The organism is Pontimicrobium aquaticum (genome assembly GCF_005047595.1).
GTDB lineage: Bacteria > Bacteroidota > Bacteroidia > Flavobacteriales > Flavobacteriaceae > Pontimicrobium > Pontimicrobium aquaticum.
Genome location: NZ_SUPL01000006.1, coordinates 1 through 18,651, shown reverse-complemented (window position 1 = coordinate 18,651; position 18,651 = coordinate 1). Strand labels below are relative to the sequence as shown.

Sequence of the window (18,651 nt, the reverse complement as noted above, 5' to 3'; positions counted from 1 at the left end):
TACTTACAATGATAATAAAAAAAACCTTATTTTTAATTTTTTTTATAGTTTTATTATATTGTTTTTATACACATCTAAAGCTTTGTTTAGCAATAATTCTATAGTTTTAATGGGAATGTCTTTATTAGGATTTATAGGAAATATTTTCATTCTACTTCTATTTCCTGTTTCTAACTTTGGGTGGTTAAGGTGTTGTCCTTCTACAAAGAGTATGTAAGGTTCTTGTGTTTTTTTATCGGTCCATAAATAACAGAACATTTTCTGTTTATAGCAAAAACAGGGCATTCCGTATTTTGTGGTTTCTGTTATTTGTGCATCTTGACGTAGAATAATATCACGCAACGCTAACAAGCAACTTTTATTAGGTTCTTCCTTCTTTAAATAGAAGTTTTTATTTTTAACCATTTGCAATCAGTCTAAAGCTATTTGTAATCCCTCAATCAATTGGTCTATTTCTGCTGGACTTGTATAATGTAAAAATGATATCCTGATGACTCCTGGTTGTGTTGGAATGTTCATATCCATTAAGGGTCTAACCGCATAAAAATTCCCAATACCAAGCATCAGTTTATGTTTAATAAGGTCTGCATATACTTTTTTTATGTTTTTGTTAGTTGGAAGAATCGATACAATTGGCGCTCTGTTGTTAGATGTTTGTGGACCAACTATTTTGATATCATCACGAGATTTTAAAAATGTAAGTAGCTTATTTAGAAGCTTTGTTTCATGATTCAGAAACAATGTGTTTATCGCCTTGCATCTTTCAGTTGGTGTAGCTTCAGCATCAAAATGATGCTTGTAAACAGCATCAAAATAATCTAAAATACCACTTGCAGCTGCAATTTGTGCATGGTCTGGGCCAGCAGGCGTAAGCATACTTCTAGTAATGCCTTCTTTAAAAAAGTGAGATTGGTTCTCTAATTTTCCAATAAGATTTTTATCAACATACATGAGTCCTAAATGAGGTCCAAAAGTTTTGTACAATGAAAACAAATACACATCTGCATCTAATTCTTTTAAATCTGGAAAGCCATGAGGCGCATAACCAACACCATCTACCACAGTAATGGCACCATATTTTCGAGCTAAGGCACTAATTTGCTTTACTGGGTTTACATGGCCAATTACATTAGAACAATGCGGATAAGCCACTATTTTTGTTTTATCAGTAAGCAGACGTTTTAAATCGGTTAACTCTAATAAACCTGTCGATTTATTAACATGCCATTCAATAATATTTAAACCTTGTTTTTCTAATCGTCTCCAAGCGCCAGAGTTAGCTTCGTGATCTTGACAGGACACAATAATATTATCGCCCTCATTCCATAACGGTTGCATCGCATTAGCTAAAACATATACATTTTGTGTGGTGGATGGTCCAAAATGAACTTCAGAAATATCTACATTTAAATAATCAGCCATTCGTTTGTACGACGCATCCATTAATTTTCCTGCAAGTGTTGAAGCAGGATAAGGATAATACACCTGAACTTTGTTTTTCATGTAAAAGTCAGTTAATCTATTGATGACTTGTTTACAAGGATACGAACCTCCAGCGTTTTCAAAAAATGCCCATCCTTGAAGGGTTGGCTCAGAAAATGCTGGAAATTGTGAGCGTATAAAGTTTAAATCGAGAGTCATAGTTAATTATCAAATTTAAGAAAACAAGGTAGTAAAATTGAAAGAAACCTTGATATTAAGTCTTTCAAGTAATTAACAATAGATATTTTACATTAAAAAGTTTTATTTAGATAATAACCAAAAAACACGATTGTAAGATACTAAGTAGTGAATTAATACAGAAACACCAAGTACTATAGAGGCTATATTATTACCAATATTGTTTAGTGCTAAAACAGCAAAACCAAAAATACTTAACTCAATAATTAACCTTATCAAACCATTAGTTGGAATGGGAGACTTTCCTGAACGACTAGGATCGTTTGGAACTGCAAAACCCCACCATATGAGAATAATTATTAATGGAATACTAATTACTAAAATATATCTAAACCAAATATCTGTCAATCTCCAGCTCCACATTCCTATTGAATAGAGTGCAAAAATTTCTAGTAAAAACCTTATGAAAAGATTTACTGGATGCGAACCCATAATTTTGACTGTTATTTGTAATACAGAATTACTATTCTATTAAAAAAAATGGTTTTATATTAATGTTTAATTTTCAGTACTTTCCTCCATCGTATGATATACATTTTGTACATCATCGTCTTCTTCAAGTTTTTCAAGTAACTTCTCAACATCAGCAGCGTCTTCTGTACTTAACGGTTTGGTTACTTGAGGAATACGTTCAAATCCAGAAGATAGAATTTCTATGTTGCGTTCTTCCAAAGCCGCTTGTATCGCTCCAAAGCTTTCAAAAGGCGCATAAATTAAAATACCATCGTCGTCCACAAAAACTTCTTCGGCACCATAATCGATAAACTCCAATTCAATTTCTTCAGGATCTAAACCTTCACTTGGGATTCTGAAATTACATGTGTGGTCGAACATAAACACCACAGAGCCAGAAGTGCCTAAGCTACCATCACATTTATTAAAATAGCTACGAACATTAGCGACAGTACGTGTATTGTTATCGGTTGCAGTTTCTACCAAAACAGCAATACCATGAGGCGCATACCCTTCGAAAATTACTTCTTTGTAATCCCCTTGATTTTTGTCGCTTGCACGTTTTATGGCACGCTCAATATTATCTTTAGGCATGTTTACAGCCTTAGCGTTTTGAATCACTGCACGTAAGCGAGAATTACTATCTGGATCGGGACCACCTTCTTTAACAGCCATAACAATGTCTTTACCTATACGAGTAAAGGCTTTGCTCATGGCAGCCCATCGTTTCATTTTACGTGCTTTACGGAATTCAAAAGCTCTTCCCATAGTTTATATATTGAATATTCTGGTTATGGACACAAAAATAAAAAAAGTAAGCAGAAATGAAAGCTCAAAAAGCAGCGAACTACAACTGAATACTGAAAACTTTTTACTCTTCTGGTTCTACAATAGACTCAATAGCTTCTGCTAAATCAAAATCTTTTTTAGTGACACCATTGGCACTATGAGTAAATAAAGTAATGGTTAGTACATTATAAACATTGCTCCAATTTGGATGATGATTTAATGCTTCACATTCAAAAGCTATTCTGCTCATGGCACTAAAACAATCTTTAAAGTTTTCAAATTCAAATTCGGCATGAATAGCATCCTCGTAGTATTCCCAGTCAGGAAATCGCAACATACGCTGTTCTATTTCGTCTAGAGTTAATTTTGACATATCATTGATTTTTATGTTTATAAAATAATGAAATAATAAAAGAAAGTCAATTATACTTCAAGTTCTTCTAAAATCTCTTGGCTTTTTATTTGCAAATGTTTGGGGAGCTTATTTTCTTTTGGAAGAACTGCTAGGTAACGTTCATCATTTGTGGTGTAAACATGTTTGTAAATGGGTTTGTAGTTACCAAGAGTGCTTATAAGGTCGCTTATAAACTCGTCATGATGCACTAAATCGGTACTACCTAAATGAAATATGCCATATTTATTACGGTTAATAATATAATGAATTTGTTGAGATAATTTATTTTCGGAAGTCACATTCATTACTAAGTTCGGAAACACTTCAATTGGTAGCTTTTCTTTTAGGTGCAATTTAATCTCCTCAACACGAGGTGAAAATGGGCCAAAAACCATAGGTAAGCGTAAAATAGCCATTTTCATTTTTGGTAATCGCAAGAGCATATTTTCAATTTTAATTTTAAAATGACCATACACGCTGTGACTTAGTGTTTTATCATTTTCATAGCTTGGGTATTTGCTGTAAGCATCAAACACATTGGCTGAAGATAAAAATATGAACTTACACTTATTTGCTACTATGTATTCTGAGATGTGTTGATGTACAATTACTTGTGCAGCAAAGTCACCACGTAATGCCGAAATAATGATGGTTGGTTTTACTACATTTATAATTTCAATAACATCGTCTTCTTCTACATTATATTGAAAAAAGTGTTGGTTATTCTCAAAGTCTTTATTATTGGCATTATAAGTACCAAACGTTCTAAAATAGCCACATAGTTCTTTATAAATGGCATGTCCTATAAAACCACTTGCTCCTAAAATTAAAATAGTTGCTTTTTTTGAGTACTTAGGCATGATCACTAAAAGATAGACAAATTAGTTTTAGTAGTAAAAAGCTCTAATGCTTTCATGCCAATTAGGGAATTACCTTTCTCATTTAGTCCTGGAGACCAAGTTGTAATCGTAAAATGATTAGGTAACAACGCTATAATACCACCACCAACACCACTTTTTCCTGGAAGACCAACTTCAAAAGCAAATTCGCCAGCTTCGTCATAAAAGCCACAAGTTAGCATTATGGCATTGATGCGTTTAGCCTGACTCTGAGTTAACCGTTCTTTTTGCTGTAAACATTTTCCATGATTGGCAAGCATAAAAAAAGCATTAGATAATTGCTCACAAGTCATTTCAATAGCGCATTGATGAAAATAGAAATCTAATACTTCATCTACATCATTTTCTAAATTGTTATATGCTTTCAACAAATTTGCTGCTGCGTAATTGCCAAAACCTGTAAGACGTTCAGATTTAGCAACGTTATAATTAAAGTTTATGGTTTGGTCATTTGATAGTTCACGAACATAATCCAAAAAAACTTGTTTTGGATTCTTAAAATGAGAGACCATCATATCAGCAATGACAATAGCTCCAGCATTTATAAAAGGATTTCGAGGAATACTATTTTCTAATTCTAATAGCGATAGATGATTGAATGGGTTTCCAGATGGCTCCACATCCATACGCTCCCAAATAGCATCTTTATAAATTGGAAGTACTAAGGAGAGAGATAAGGCTTTAGAAATACTTTGAATAGAAAAAGGAATACTCCAATCTCCAACAGCATAAGAATTACCATTAATATGTTTTACATGAATACCAAAGTTTTGAGTGTCGATATTAAACAATTCAGGAATGTATGAAGCTACTAAACCTCTGTTTATATCATTCTTTAAATCCTCATGAATATCCTCAATAATCCCTTGGAAATCTATCATATACTAGCCTTTATAAAAAGGAAGTTTTACAACAGTTGCTGGAATAGCTTTTTTTCTAACCTGAATATTAATTTTACTATCAATTTTAGCGAATACGGTTGGTACATAACCTAAACCAATACCTATGCCTAAACTAGGACTCATAGTTCCTGAGGTTACTGTTCCAATTTTGCTTCCGTTGCCATCTACTATATCGTAACCCTGACGAGGAATACCACGTTCGTCTAATTTAAATGCTATAAGTTTTTTATCTACTCCACGACGTTTTTGGTCTTCCAATGCTTCAGAATTTGTGAATTTTTTGGTAAATTTTGTTATCCAGCCTAAACCAGCTTCTAGAGGAGAGGTCGTATCGTCAATATCATTTCCATATAAACAATAACCCATTTCTAATCTTAGTGTATCACGTGCAGCCAAACCTATAGGCTTAATGCCATAATCGGCTCCAGCTTCAAGTACTTTGTCCCAAACTTGTTTTACCTCACTATTCTTACAGTAAATTTCAAATCCACCACTTCCAGTATAACCAGTTGCCGAGATAATAACGTTTTCTATTCCTGCAAAATCTCCAACTACAAAGTTGTAAAACTTAATAGCAGATAGGTCATGACTTGTTAAACTTTGCATAGCTTCAACAGCTTTTGGACCTTGGATTGCTAATAATGAATAATCATCCGATAAATCACGCATCTCAGCACCAACATCATTTTTAGACTTAATCCAATTCCAATCTTTTTCTATATTACTTGCATTAACAACTAATAGGTATTGTTCTTCTTTAATCATATATACAATTAAATCGTCAACAATACCTCCATCATCATTTGGAAAACAACTGTATTGTGCTTTTCCAGGAGATAATTTACTAGCATCATTACTAGTTACTTTTTGTATCAAATCTAAAGCATTTGGTCCCTCAATTAAAAATTCACCCATGTGGCTTACATCAAACACACCAACTGCGTTCCTAACAGTTTCATGTTCTACGTTTACACCTTCATATTGCACAGGCATGTTATAGCCTGCAAAGGGTACCATTTTTGCTCCTAAAGCTTCGTGTGTAGATGATAATGCTATATTCTTCATAAGAAATTAAATATTGAATGTTGAACAAAACTAAGCAAAATTTTAAAGAAACTGTTTATAAAAAATATGTTAAAATCTAAATTGTTCTTTATAGAATATGTATTTTCAAAACCTTAAAAAAATATTATAAAATGAAACATCTATCCACTTTATTATTTTCACTTCTTTTTGTCTTTAATGGTTTTGCTCAAAAAGATTTACCAACAGACTATTTATCTTCTGAATTTCACAAAGGAAGAAGGGATTTACTACGCAGTAAAATGCCAGATAACAGTGTTGCAGTATTCTTTGCGAACGCAGTTAGAAACAGAGCTAATGATGTTGATTATATTTACCATCAAGACCCAAATTTTTATTATTTAACGGGTTATAAAGAGCCTCATGCTGTGTTGGTTATTTTTTCTGACATGCAAGAAAAAAATGGTAAAAAATTCAATGAACTTATATACGTGCAGGAAAAAGATGCACGAAGAGAGATGTGGGACGGAAGGCGTTTAGGTGTTGAAGGCACTATGAAAGAATTGGGCTTTGATGTAGTTTTTAATGGAAAAGAGTTTTTAAGTTCAGACATAAATTTCATGAGTTTTGATAGCGTTATGTTTGATGATTTTAAAGATGATTATAGAGATAATGAGCGTAATCCAGCAGATTTAGCTAGTCTAGTAGAATCATTTAAGACGCAAGTAGGTTATTATATTGAAGAAGGTGAGCCACAGGCTACTGAAGAATTACGTTTAGAAATGGCAAAAGAAGGCGCTATACAAACCCAAAGGGCTAAAATAGATACTAAAACATTAAGAACATTAATGGGTAGCATGCGTCAAATAAAAACACCTGAGGAAATGAAATTGCTTAAAAAGGCTGTTAGAATTTCTGCTATGGGACAAGTAGAGGTGATGAAGGCGATGAAGCCTAACATGGGTGAAACTGAAATTCAAGGAGTGCATGAGTACGTTTATAAAAAATATGGTACTGAGTATGAAGGCTACCCAAGTATTGTAGGTGCAGGTGAAAATGGATGTGTGCTTCATTATATTGAAAACAACAGAACCAAAGTAGAAGGTGATTTGGTATTAATGGATCTTGGAGCAGAGTATCATGGTTATACAGCAGACGTTACCAGAACCATTCCAGCTAATGGGAAATTCACGCCTGAACAAAAAGCCATTTACGATATTGTTTATGAAGCACAAAATGCAGGAATTGCTGCTGCTGTTATAGGTAATAATGGTAGAAAAACGTTTGAAGAAGCCATGAAAGTAATAAATGAAGGTTTGTTTAAACTCGGAATTATTAAATCTGTAGATGAGCGTCATATGTACTTACCACATGGTATTTGTCATCATATTGGTTTAGACGTGCATGATTTGAATGATGGTAGTAACTTTATGCCAAATATGGTTGTAACTATTGAGCCTGGAATTTATATTCCTGAAGGAAGTCCTTGTGATGAAAAATGGTGGGGAATTGCAGTACGTATTGAAGATGATATTTTAATTACTGAAAACGGACCAATAAACCTATCAGCTGAAGCACCTAGAAAATCTGAAGAAATTGAAGCATTAATGAAACAAAAAAGTGCTTTAGACGATTTTGTATTACCAACGTTAGACGATTAACCAAGTAAATAATTTTTTAAATCATTATAAGCATCAATTTTTATTGATGCTTTTTCTTTGCCTATAACAGATTTTATTTGGTTAGGTAATTCAACAGATGTTTCAATGACGTCTTCAACCACATCTAAAAACTTGGTTGGATGGGCAGTTTCCAAAAACACACAATGAGAATCAGGATTTTTGTCTAGATAAGATTTTGCTCCCAAATAACCTACAGCTCCATGAGGATCGACTATATAGTTGTAACTCCTGTATATTTCTAACATTGCTTCCTTAGTTTGCTTGTCTGAAAAGCTATAGGAGGAAAGGCTGCTATTTAAAGCGTCGAAACTATTATTGTAAATTTCTTGAATTCTAATAAAATTACTAGGATTCCCAACATCCATAGCATTACTAATGGTTTGTACAGATGGTTTCGGACTGTATGTTTTGGTTTTTAAGTATTCAGTAACAACATTGTTTTCGTTATTTGACGCTATAAAATGTGTAATGGGTAAGCCTAATTGTTGCGCCATCATGCCTGCACAGATATTTCCAAAATTCCCACTAGGTACAGAAAATACTATGTTTTTATGTTTGTTCTTTAATTGTTTATAAGCAAACATAAAATAGAACATTTGCGGTAGCCAACGTGCCACATTTATAGAATTTGCAGATGTTAACTGCATGTTACTAGTTAATTCTTCATCTAAAAACGCACGTTTTACCATGTCTTGGCAGTCGTCAAACACGCCATCTACTTCAAGAGCTGTAATGTTCTGACCAAGTGTGGTAAGCTGTTTTTCTTGGATATCGCTCACCTTTCCGCTAGGGTAGAGTATAACTACATTTACACCTTTAACACCTAAAAACCCATTAGCCACAGCACCTCCAGTATCTCCAGATGTTGCAACAAGCACAGTTACTTCTTCATTATTATCTTTATTAAAGTAACCTAAACATCTTGCCATAAATCGGGCGCCAACATCTTTAAAAGCCATGGTTGGTCCATGGAATAATTCTAAGGTTGAAATATTATTATTTAGCTCAACCACAGGAAACTCAAAAGGCAAAGTATCATTAACTATCTTTTTTAATTCTGCTTCAGGAATTTCAGGCAATACAAACTGTTTAATTGTTTCATAAGCAATTTCAGCATTTGATAACTTCTCAATGTTATTAAAAAATTCCTTAGGCAAAGGCGTAATAGAATCAGGGAAATACAATCCTTTGTCTGGAGCTAATCCTTTAATTACAGCATTTTTAAAGGTCGTGATAGGTGCTTTTTTATTTAGAGAATAATAGTTCATGGTTAGCTTAAAATTTTAACGCCTCTAGTATTTATTTTTGAGATGTGAATATCGAAATCAATATTGGTTTTTGAATACACTAAACTCATTACATCTTTAATATTTTGAGCAATTTCCTTGCCTTTACTTAAGGTGAAAATTGAAGGTCCAGAACCAGAAATGGCACAACCTAAAGCGCCTGCTTTTATTGCAGCAAATTTCACATCATCAAAGAATGGAATAAGTTGTTTTCTGTAAGGTTCTATAATAATGTCTTGTAACGATCGATGTATTAATTTATAATCGCTAGTATGTAATGCGTGTACTAAACTTCCAACATTTGCCCATTGTGAGATAGCATCTTTTAGTGAGATATTTTTTGGTAAAATTTCGCGTGCATCGGATGTTTTAATTTCTATTTGCGGATGAATTATGGTTGCATACAAATCTTGAGGAGTTGGTATTTGAATAATATCTAATGGCAATGTACTTTTTACAAGTGTAAAGCCACCAAAAATGGCTGGTGCTAAATTATCGGCATGCTCGCTTTTACTTGCTAATGCCTCTCCTTTCATGGCAAAACAGGTAAGTTGTGTTTTGTTATAAGGTTTTCCTAACAATTCATTCATTCCAAAAACACTACCTACTGCACTAGCTGCACTACTACCAATACCACTTCCTGGTTTAATGCGCTTATATATTTCTATTTCAAATCCGCAATCTGGTTTAGCATTCTTATACATAGCGAGTGCAGAAACGCCAGCGACATTTTTCTCTGTTTCGTATGGTAAATCGAAACCTTCAATATGAGTTATTTTAATGCCCTTTTCTTTAGTTTTTCTAATAATCATTTCATCTCCCTGACTATCTAAACAAAAGCCTAAAACATCAAAACCACAAGCCACATTGGCAACGGTTGCAGGTGAAAATATTTTAATTTCGGTCATCTATTTTAAATTTTTGCAATTACCTATAATTTTAGTTATTTAATTATTTTGGCTTGCACTAATCATTGCTTGCCAAATGCCCATTATTGACTTTCATAGTTTAGCTATTAGCAATTCTAATAATGTCGGCAAATAAACCTGATGCAGTTACTTCTGCACCAGCGCCAGCGCCTTTAATAATCATTGGTTGCTCAGGATAACGTTTGGTATAAAACATAACGATATTATCTTTTCCTTCTAAATTGTAAAATGGATGCCCTTCAGGAATTTCTTTTATACCAACTTTTGCTTTTCCGTCATTAAATTCGGCAACATATTTTAACTGGTAATTATTTTTAGCTGCAGAATTATACAAACTTTGATAATGAGCATCATCTTCTAGTAATGTTTTATAAAATTCATCTACAGAATTAGATGCTAATCCAGAAACAGATAGAAAAGATTGATTTGTAATATCCTCCAAATTCATTTCTGTACCGCTTTCACGTGCTAGAATAAGAATTTTTCGAGCGACATCTACACCACTTAAATCAATTCTTGGATCTGGTTCGGTATAGCCTTCATTTTGTGCTAATTTAACAACATCATGGAATTTTTTGCTGTTATCAAAATTATTGAAAACAAAGTTCAAACTACCTGATAAAACTGCTTGAATAGAGTGGATTTCGTCACCTGAAGCAACTAAATGATTTAGCGTGTCTATTACTGGTAAACCTGCACCAACGTTAGTTTCAAACAAAAAAGGTGCATTATATTTAACAGATAAACGTTTTAACAAGTTGTAGTTATCAAAATCGCTTGAACAGGCAATTTTATTACAGGCAATAACGCCAATACTTTCTCTTAAATAATTAGCATAGCTATTGGCGACATCATGATTAGCAGTCACATCAACAAAAACACTATTGCGAAGATTCATGTTTTTAGCACCTTCAAAAAAACCTTCAATAGAAGCAGCTTCACCATTTTCTAAAAGTGCTTTCCAGTTTTTTAAATCAATGGCATCATCATCAAGAATCATTTTTCTTGAGTTAGAAAGACCTACAACTCGTAAGTTAAGCTTTAAACGTTCTTTAATATATTTTTTTTGCTGTTTAATTTGTTCAACCAAACGTTCACCAACATTTCCAACTCCTGTAATAAATAAATTGAGTTGTTTTGTTTTAGTTTCAAAAAAGCGTTCATGTAATACATTTAATGCTTTTTTTACATCTTTTTTGGAGATTACAGTTGAAATATTTCTTTCAGAAGCACCTTGTGCAATGGCTCTAATATTTACATTGTTTTTCCCTAAAGTACTAAACATTCGTCCGCTAATACCTTGGTGATTTTTCATCCTATCACCAACAACAGCGACAATGGCCAAACCTTTTTCAATATTTATTGGATCTATTTTGTGTAATGAAATCTCGTTTTCAAACGTTTTATTTACTGCAGCTCTTGCTGTTTCTGCATCACTCTCTTGAATTCCAATACAAATGGAATGTTCACTAGAGGCTTGTGTAATGAGAATAACATTGATTTTTTCTTGGGATAATGTTTCAAATAATCGTTTTGAAAACCCTGGAATACCAACCATTCCGTTACCTTGAAGTGTCAATAAGGCAATATCATTTATGTTACTTATTCCTTTTACTGCGCTAGTAGTTCCGTTAGAATAGGAGTTAGTAATATATGTGCCAAAATCATCTGGTTTTAATGTGTTTTTTATAACTATTGGTATCTTTTTATCTAGTACAGGTTGTACTGTTGGAGGATACAATACTTTTGCGCCAAAATGCGATAACTCTACAGCTTCTTGATAGGAAATATGACTGATAGGTTTAGCTTGTTTTACTAATTTTGGATTTGTTGTAAACATGCCACTAACATCAGTCCATATTTGCAATTCTTTAGCATCTAACGCTGAAGCAATAATAGCTGCTGTATAATCTGACCCACCTCTACCAAGAGTTGTTATTTCACCATTTTCGGATTTAGAAATAAAACCAGGCAAAAGAGTAACCGAGTTATTATGAGTTTCAAAATACTGCTTAATATTTTTGTTTGTGGCATTAAAATTCACAGTTGCATTCGTGTAATTTGTATCTGTTACAACGAGTTCTTGTGAGTTTTTTAATTCTGCATTAATACCGTGTAATTTCATGGCTTCAGAGATAATAAACGACGACATTTGTTCGCCATTACTCAAGAGTTTATCTGTTGTTTTTGGTGATAACTCATTAATTAAATAAATACCTTCTAATAATTTTTCGAGAGTGTCAAGCCTTTTGTTAATCATCTTTTTTACTTCAGCACTTTTTATTTCAGATGGAATTAAATCCTCAATAATATCAAGATGAATTAATTGTATTTGTTTAAAGAGTTCTTTGTAAGAGCGATCTTTTATAACAGCTTTATTTGCCGCATTAAGTAGTTTGTCAGTAATTCCGCCAACTGCAGAAACAACCACAACAACATCTGAATCTTGAGATATATTTTTAATTATTGTGATGACTTTTAGTATGTTTTTGGCTGAACCTACTGAAGTTCCACCAAACTTTAAAACTTTCATTTTGGTTTTTTTTGTTGAGACATTAAATTTCGTGATAAAAAATCACATAAGTACGTACGGAAAGATATATAATTAGCAACCCCAAAGGGTTGTAATGAAAGTTGTAGTTATACCAAAACACAAAATACTTCTAAAACTAGAAGCTCTTTGAATTATTGTATTTTGGTTAAAATTGTTCATTTGTGTAATGATAGAAATCAAATGTATTACTTTTATATTTATAATAAAACTAAGGATTTAATTTTTATGGAATTATTATTTTGAGCTTGTTTTAATTATAATTTCAAGTAGTTTTATCCTCTAAAATATGTTTTTACCAATAAACTCAATTCTCTAAATGAAAATATTCGCTAAAGAACAAATATATCATGGTGATACGTTAACAACGCAACGACAAAATATTTCTTCAACCGATTTGATGGAACGTGCAGGCACACAAATTTTTAATTGGTTGCATATGCGAATGCAAGGTGCACAAGTGCCAATTCATGTGTTTTGTGGTATTGGAAATAATGGTGGCGATGGCTTAGTAATTGCTAGACACCTTATTACGCATGGTTATAATGTGTTTACCTATGTAGTGAATTGTAGTGATAAACGTTCAAAAGATTTTTTAAAAAATTATGATAGAATTAAAAACGTTACCAAGGATTGGCCAACGCTGCTTAGTTGTAAAGAGGATTTTCCACAAATTCATCATGATGATATTATTATTGATGCTGTTTTTGGCATTGGTTTAAATAGAGCTGCAGACGATTGGGTAAAAGCCTTATTCCAACACTTTAAAAACTCTAAAGCATTTACCTTATCAGTCGATATGCCTTCAGGATTGTATGCCGATAAAGTACCTGAAGATGAGAATGGCGTAGTTTGGGCTAACCACACGATAAGTTTTGCTTCTCCTAAATTAGTGTTCTTTTTACCTGATACTGCAAAATATACACAGCAATGGGAGGTAATTGATATTGGTCTAGATCCTGAGTTTTTAATGACTACTGAAACTGAAGCAGAACTCATAGGTAAATATGAAGTATTGCCAATGTATCAGCCTAGAGAAAAATTTGCTCATAAAGGTACATATGGACATGGTTTAATGATAGGAGGGAGTTATGGTAAAATAGGGTCTGTAGTATTATCAACACGTGCTGCTTTAGTGTCTGGAGCAGGATTAGTTACTAGTTATATACCGCATTGTGGTTATAATATTTTGCAAACAGTATTGCCTGAAGCTATGGTGCTTACTGATGCAAATGAACAACTAATTACAAATATCAATTTTGATATAGATCCAACAGTAATTGGATTTGGTATAGGAGTAGGAACAGACAAAAAAACAGTAAGTGCTTTTGAAGCATTTTTAAAAGAAAATAAAACACCTTTAGTTATTGATGCAGATGGTATTAATATTTTGGCATCAAAAAAAACATTATTGAAATTGTTACCAGAAGAAACAGTGTTAACACCTCACCCAAAAGAATTAGAAAGACTCATTGGAACTTGGAAAGATGATTTTGATAAACTTAAAAAAGTTAAGGCTTTTGTAAAGAAGTATAATACCGTTCTAGTAATTAAAGGCGCAAATACAATTACTGTTTTTGAGGATAAGTTGTTTGTTAATACCACAGGAAATCCTGGATTGGCAACAGCAGGAAGTGGAGATGTGCTTACAGGAATTATTACAGGATTAATATCGCAAGGTTATGATGCTGTAATAGCTGCGATTTTTGGAGTATATTTACATGGTCGTTCAGCAGATATCGCTCTAGAAGATTTTGGTTATCAAAGTTTAATAGCTAGTCATGTAATAGATTATTTAGGTGAAGCTTATATAGATTTATTTAAAAAGCCAGAACAGCCACAAGAGCAAAAAGAGAATGAAGAGCAACAAGGACCAAATGAAGAAATGTACATCTAAATTACTTAACTAAATCATTAAGTAATAGTTCTAAGCTATGACTTGATGGACGTTGCGCATTGGCGCTAACTATATTTCCATCAGCATCTAGAATAATGAATCTCGGGATACCAATTATATTGTATTGCTTAATAAAATTAGACTTCCAATCGCTATCAGCTAAAAGCTGGATGCCTTGTAAGTCCTTATCCATAACCATTTTTCGCCAAGTGTCATAGTCATCATGTCTATCAATGGATATGCTAACAAAATCAATGTTTTTATCTTGAAATTTATATTCTAATGCTTTCAAATAAGGTATTTCACGAATACAAGGTGCGCACCAAGTTGCCCAAATATCAATATACAAGTATTTTCCTTTTAAGTCATCAAGTGATGTTTTACCACCTTTATGATTTTCGTAATCATTAAATTTTGGCGAAGGCATTCCTTTAGATAGTAATTTTACTTTATTATACTGAGTAGTTAATTTATTTTTAAAAACTTCATCATCAGAAATAAGCATAATACCTTCATATAACACTTTGTTGTTTTCATAATTTAATTCAAGATTTTTGCTTAACGACTTTACTATATCGTTTTTTATTACTGTTGACTTTATCTGATTTAATTGTACAAACAGGTTGGCAATATCCTCATTTTTTATGATTGCTCTTTTATAATGATTAAGTACTATTTGTTTGTAGTTTTGAAAGCTTGTATAATAATACTGATTACTATAGTCAAATTCTTCAAATGGTTTTGTAAACTCATTTGTTAATTGCACATTTTTATTTTTGGTGAAAGAGGCATGATAAGAAGGGTAAGTTTGAAGTTTAATTAAATAGTCAAAATAATTGCTCTTTTTTTCTAATTCTACAAAGTTCGAATCAAGGTTTGGTGTGTTCTCTATTAATTGATCTGTTTTAGTTTTTAATTTATTAATAGTTTGATGAAACTCTAGTTGTTCCATGCTAAATAGCATTGGATAATCAATTGAGTTTTCTTCAATGAATTTTGATTTTAAAATAAGGTAACGGTTTTCTTCTGCTAAATTGCCTTTAAAGGTTATACTAGCATTAAAATTATTCGTATCAAAAGCTATGTTTAAACTATCACCTTGTTTTAAGTACAATATAGAACTTTCATGACCGTGAGTTAAAGAAAAGTAGCCATCTTGTTTTATATCGAGTAACTCTTTAAAGCTTCCATCATCATTTAAAGGAATAGTTTTATTTATATCATGCCCTTTAAAAAGAACTGCATTCATTATAGGGTTTTTAATATTTCCAGTAATAAACAGTTTAGTAATTGTAGGGTCATCAGTTTTACAAGAAAAAAATGTTGTCAATAAAATAAGTACTACTAATAGTCTTTTCATTTTAATACGTTTATTTTAGGCGTTGCAAAAATATTAGAATCTTATATAAGGGTATTTTAATTTCATTATAATTAACATTTATTTGCATATATTTTTTTGAATGTTGAATTTTGGTATCGAATAAAACAGACATGAGTAACATACATTACATAACACGCGATACATTACAGTTAGACACTATTAATAATATTGTAATTCTTGGTAAAAAGTTAGAACTTTCTGCTGAAACTGAAGAGCGCATTAAAAACTGTAGAACGTATTTGGATAATAAAATGGCTTCTCATAAAGAACCAATTTATGGTATCAATACAGGATTTGGTTCATTATATAATGTAAAGATTAACTCTAAAAACTTAACAAAGCTTCAGGAAAATCTAATGAAATCTCATGCATGTGGAACTGGAGACGAAGTTCCTCGCGAAGTTGTTAAGCTAATGTTGTTACTTAAAATTCAATCATTAAGTTATGGACATAGTGGAAGCCAACTAGAAACGGTTAACCGTTTAATAGACTTTTATAATAACGACATCCTTCCGGTAGTTTACACACAAGGTTCTTTAGGAGCTTCCGGTGATTTAGCTCCTTTGGCACATTTATCATTACCTTTAATAGGTGATGGTGAAGTATGGTATAAAGGAAGTGTAAAAAAAGCTAAAGACATATTACTTAAGTATAACTGGAAACCCATTCAACTAAAGTCTAAGGAAGGTTTAGCTTTGTTAAATGGAACTCAGTTTATGAGTGCTTATGGAATTCATTTACTTTTAAAATCATATAAGCTTACTTATTTAGCAGATGTTATAGGAGCATTGTCTATTGATGCCTATGATGGTAGGATAGAGCCTTTTAATGAGTTAGTTCATCTTGTTCGTCCACACAACGGACAATTAAAAGTTGCAAAACGTATTAGGGAGTTTCTAGAAGACAGTGAATTAATTGCACAAAAAAAGAAACATGTTCAAGACCCTTATTCGTTTAGATGTATTCCACAAGTACATGGGGCAACCAATGATACATTAGAGTTTGTTAAAAAAACATTTATAACCGAAATTAATTCGGTAACCGACAATCCAAATATATTTATTGATGAAGATAAAATTATTTCTGGAGGAAATTTTCACGGACAACCACTTGCGCTAGCATTAGATTATTTAAAAATAGCTATGGCTGAAATTGCTAACATCTCTGAGCGAAGAACATTTCAATTAGTTTCAGGTAACAGAGGGTTGCCTCCTTTTTTAGTTGATAACCCTGGACTAAACTCGGGTTTTATGATTCCGCAATATACAGCTGCAAGTATCGTAAGTGCAAACAAACAATTGGCAACGCCAGCGAGTGTAGATTCAATTGTTTCTTCCAACGGACAAGAAGATCATGTTAGTATGGGAGCCAATGCAGCAACTCAAGCTTTTCAGTTAGTATATAATGTAGAACGTGTTCTTGCTATCGAATTATTAAATGCATCACAAGCTCTACATTTTAGACTTCCTAGTAAGACGTCTCCATTTTTAGAAATGCTACTCAAGGCATATAGAAAAGATGTAAGTTTTGTGAAAGAGGACAAATTTTTGCACGACGACATAAATGCTTCAATATCCTTTCTATCTACTGTATTCATTGATAATGAGGAGTTTTTAACTTAGGATCACATGTCATTTTTCGTTTAAATACCTAAATATTAGTTGAACTCATTTGGAATAACGTCAAAGATGCTCTAATTTTGATTTTGATAAGTATCTCGTATATTTATTTAAAAGTTATAGCAATTTTATGTGATTACCTACACCACAAAAAAGTTGTTTTACTACCCAAAAAATAATTGTTTAATAGCACAACAATTTATTGATTATTAGCACATTTTATTGTTAATGACTAGCTTTTGTTAGTTATTGATTATCAGCAGATTATATTATTAAATTATTTTGATAATAGCATTCTGTTAAGCCCTTTTTCTACTTTTTACTTTCAGTTCTATTTTAGTTATGTAGATAGCAGAAATGTTATTGTAAAATGTTAAAATAATTTTAATTAAATCTAAATGTTATGTTTATGAACAATTTTACCAAATGTTGTAGCTCTTTAGGGAGATTACAAAGTAAAAGCAAGACAGCATTAATGTTGTTTATGTTTTTAGCATTGACGAGCTTATCTTACGGACAAGGCTGGGGAGTAGATCCTACAGGCGGAGGCGAAGAGATAAGTGATATTAATGCAAGTATGTATGAAGTACCAGCGATGAAGCAAGTGTCCGAGTTAATGGCACCAGGTTACTTCAACGGATTTTTTGATGCATGTCAAAATTCAGATGAAGAATTTTTAATTCACGCTGTGGATGCAGATCCGGGAGCGGATGATCCAGATATGCCTCAAGCCTTTAACGGCGAGTGGGGAAAAAAGACCGGATTTGCCAAAGGAAGTGATCACTGTAACTGGATTTTCTATTATGTATATTCAGTGAAATGTGCAGGTGAAGTAACACCGTTTACTGTAAAGTACAGTGGAGGAGATGCTACAGCACCATGGGTACCAAAGCAAAACAAAGCAGCTTACAATGTATTAATACAAGATAAGCTAGACCTAGATCTATGTTTTGAAAACCGCCCAGTAGCTCCAACAGTTGATGAGATTAAAGCAATGTACACTGATAACTCTGAGCACGTAAAAGTGTACGGAGAAATGGTGACAAAAAGAACAAAGACAAAGAATGACGATTGCGGATGGATTGAAATCCACATATATACAGTAAAAGATTACTGCGAGTCCAATGCCTTTGAATTTTCAATTACGTATTCAGGAAGCGATAAAT

16 protein-coding genes are annotated in these 18,651 nt (G+C 32.6%); 4 read left to right on the top strand and 12 right to left on the bottom strand.

The annotated features are described in order from the left end of the window. Window positions 1–42: 42 nt before the first annotated feature. The 8 genes from E5167_RS11215 to gcvT all read right to left on the bottom strand — a co-directional run bounded on the left by E5167_RS11215 (window position 43) and on the right by gcvT (window position 6,182). Complete coding sequence (locus tag E5167_RS11215; protein ID WP_136844114.1) at window positions 43–405, bottom strand: DUF1801 domain-containing protein; 363 nt, start codon at window positions 403–405, stop codon at window positions 43–45. 6 nt (window positions 406–411) lie between these two features. Next, window positions 412–1,641: an aminotransferase class V-fold PLP-dependent enzyme gene (locus tag E5167_RS11210; RefSeq protein WP_136844112.1), complete on the bottom strand. Its 1,230-nt coding sequence runs from the start codon at window positions 1,639–1,641 to the stop codon at window positions 412–414. A 102-nt stretch (window positions 1,642–1,743) separates the two neighbouring features. Next, window positions 1,744–2,112, bottom strand: coding sequence for a YrdB family protein (locus E5167_RS11205; protein WP_136844110.1), 369 nt, complete (start codon window positions 2,110–2,112; stop codon window positions 1,744–1,746). A 66-nt stretch (window positions 2,113–2,178) separates the two neighbouring features. Then, window positions 2,179–2,901, bottom strand: a complete 723-nt coding sequence (locus E5167_RS11200) for a YebC/PmpR family DNA-binding transcriptional regulator (protein ID WP_136844108.1) — start codon at window positions 2,899–2,901, stop codon at window positions 2,179–2,181. Between the two features lie 103 nt (window positions 2,902–3,004). Continuing rightward, window positions 3,005–3,295 carry a 4a-hydroxytetrahydrobiopterin dehydratase gene (locus tag E5167_RS11195; RefSeq protein WP_136844106.1) on the bottom strand — a complete coding sequence of 97 codons (291 nt, stop codon included), beginning with the start codon at window positions 3,293–3,295 and terminating at the stop codon, window positions 3,005–3,007. A gap of 50 nt (window positions 3,296–3,345) precedes the next feature. Continuing rightward, window positions 3,346–4,176, bottom strand: coding sequence for a sugar nucleotide-binding protein (locus E5167_RS11190; RefSeq protein ID WP_136844104.1), 831 nt, complete (start codon window positions 4,174–4,176; stop codon window positions 3,346–3,348). Between the two features lie 5 nt (window positions 4,177–4,181). After that, window positions 4,182–5,096 (bottom strand): glutaminase, encoded by a 915-nt coding sequence (locus E5167_RS11185; RefSeq protein WP_136844102.1) that lies wholly within the window; start codon window positions 5,094–5,096, stop codon window positions 4,182–4,184. 3 nt (window positions 5,097–5,099) lie between these two features. Next, window positions 5,100–6,182: a glycine cleavage system aminomethyltransferase GcvT gene (gcvT, locus tag E5167_RS11180; protein ID WP_136844100.1), complete on the bottom strand. Its 1,083-nt coding sequence runs from the start codon at window positions 6,180–6,182 to the stop codon at window positions 5,100–5,102. A gap of 131 nt (window positions 6,183–6,313) precedes the next feature. On the opposite strand from gcvT, the gene E5167_RS11175 reads away from it, so the two are divergent. Next, window positions 6,314–7,801, top strand: a complete 1,488-nt coding sequence (locus E5167_RS11175) for an aminopeptidase P N-terminal domain-containing protein (protein WP_136844098.1) — start codon at window positions 6,314–6,316, stop codon at window positions 7,799–7,801. On the opposite strand, the gene thrC is transcribed toward E5167_RS11175, so the two are convergent. From thrC to thrA, 3 genes are all read right to left on the bottom strand, one after another. Beyond that, window positions 7,798–9,090, bottom strand: coding sequence for a threonine synthase (gene thrC / locus E5167_RS11170; protein ID WP_136844096.1), 1,293 nt, complete (start codon window positions 9,088–9,090; stop codon window positions 7,798–7,800). The genes E5167_RS11175 and thrC overlap by 4 nt on opposite strands. A 2-nt stretch (window positions 9,091–9,092) precedes the next feature. Beyond that, complete coding sequence (locus E5167_RS11165) at window positions 9,093–10,016, bottom strand: homoserine kinase (protein WP_136844094.1); 924 nt, start codon at window positions 10,014–10,016, stop codon at window positions 9,093–9,095. Between the two features lie 100 nt (window positions 10,017–10,116). Continuing rightward, complete coding sequence (gene thrA, locus E5167_RS11160; RefSeq protein WP_136844092.1) at window positions 10,117–12,570, bottom strand: bifunctional aspartate kinase/homoserine dehydrogenase I; 2,454 nt, start codon at window positions 12,568–12,570, stop codon at window positions 10,117–10,119. Window positions 12,571–12,907: 337 nt separating this feature from the next. Here thrA and E5167_RS11155 point away from each other — a divergent pair, with 337 nt between their 5' ends. Further along, window positions 12,908–14,485 carry an NAD(P)H-hydrate dehydratase gene (locus E5167_RS11155; protein ID WP_136844090.1) on the top strand — a complete coding sequence of 526 codons (1,578 nt, stop codon included), beginning with the start codon at window positions 12,908–12,910 and terminating at the stop codon, window positions 14,483–14,485. Between the two features lies 1 nt (window position 14,486). On the opposite strand, the gene E5167_RS11150 is transcribed toward E5167_RS11155, so the two are convergent. Then, complete coding sequence (locus tag E5167_RS11150; RefSeq protein WP_136844088.1) at window positions 14,487–15,845, bottom strand: TlpA family protein disulfide reductase; 1,359 nt, start codon at window positions 15,843–15,845, stop codon at window positions 14,487–14,489. Window positions 15,846–15,976: 131 nt separating this feature from the next. Here E5167_RS11150 and hutH point away from each other — a divergent pair, with 131 nt between their 5' ends. Together hutH and E5167_RS11140 are read left to right on the top strand one after the other, a co-directional pair. Beyond that, a complete protein-coding gene (hutH, locus tag E5167_RS11145; RefSeq protein WP_136844086.1) occupies window positions 15,977–17,488 on the top strand; it encodes a histidine ammonia-lyase in 1,512 nt (503 codons plus the stop codon). A gap of 406 nt (window positions 17,489–17,894) precedes the next feature. Beyond that, a partial coding sequence (locus E5167_RS11140; RefSeq protein ID WP_136844084.1) for a hypothetical protein occupies window positions 17,895–18,651 on the top strand: 757 nt, incomplete at its 3' end.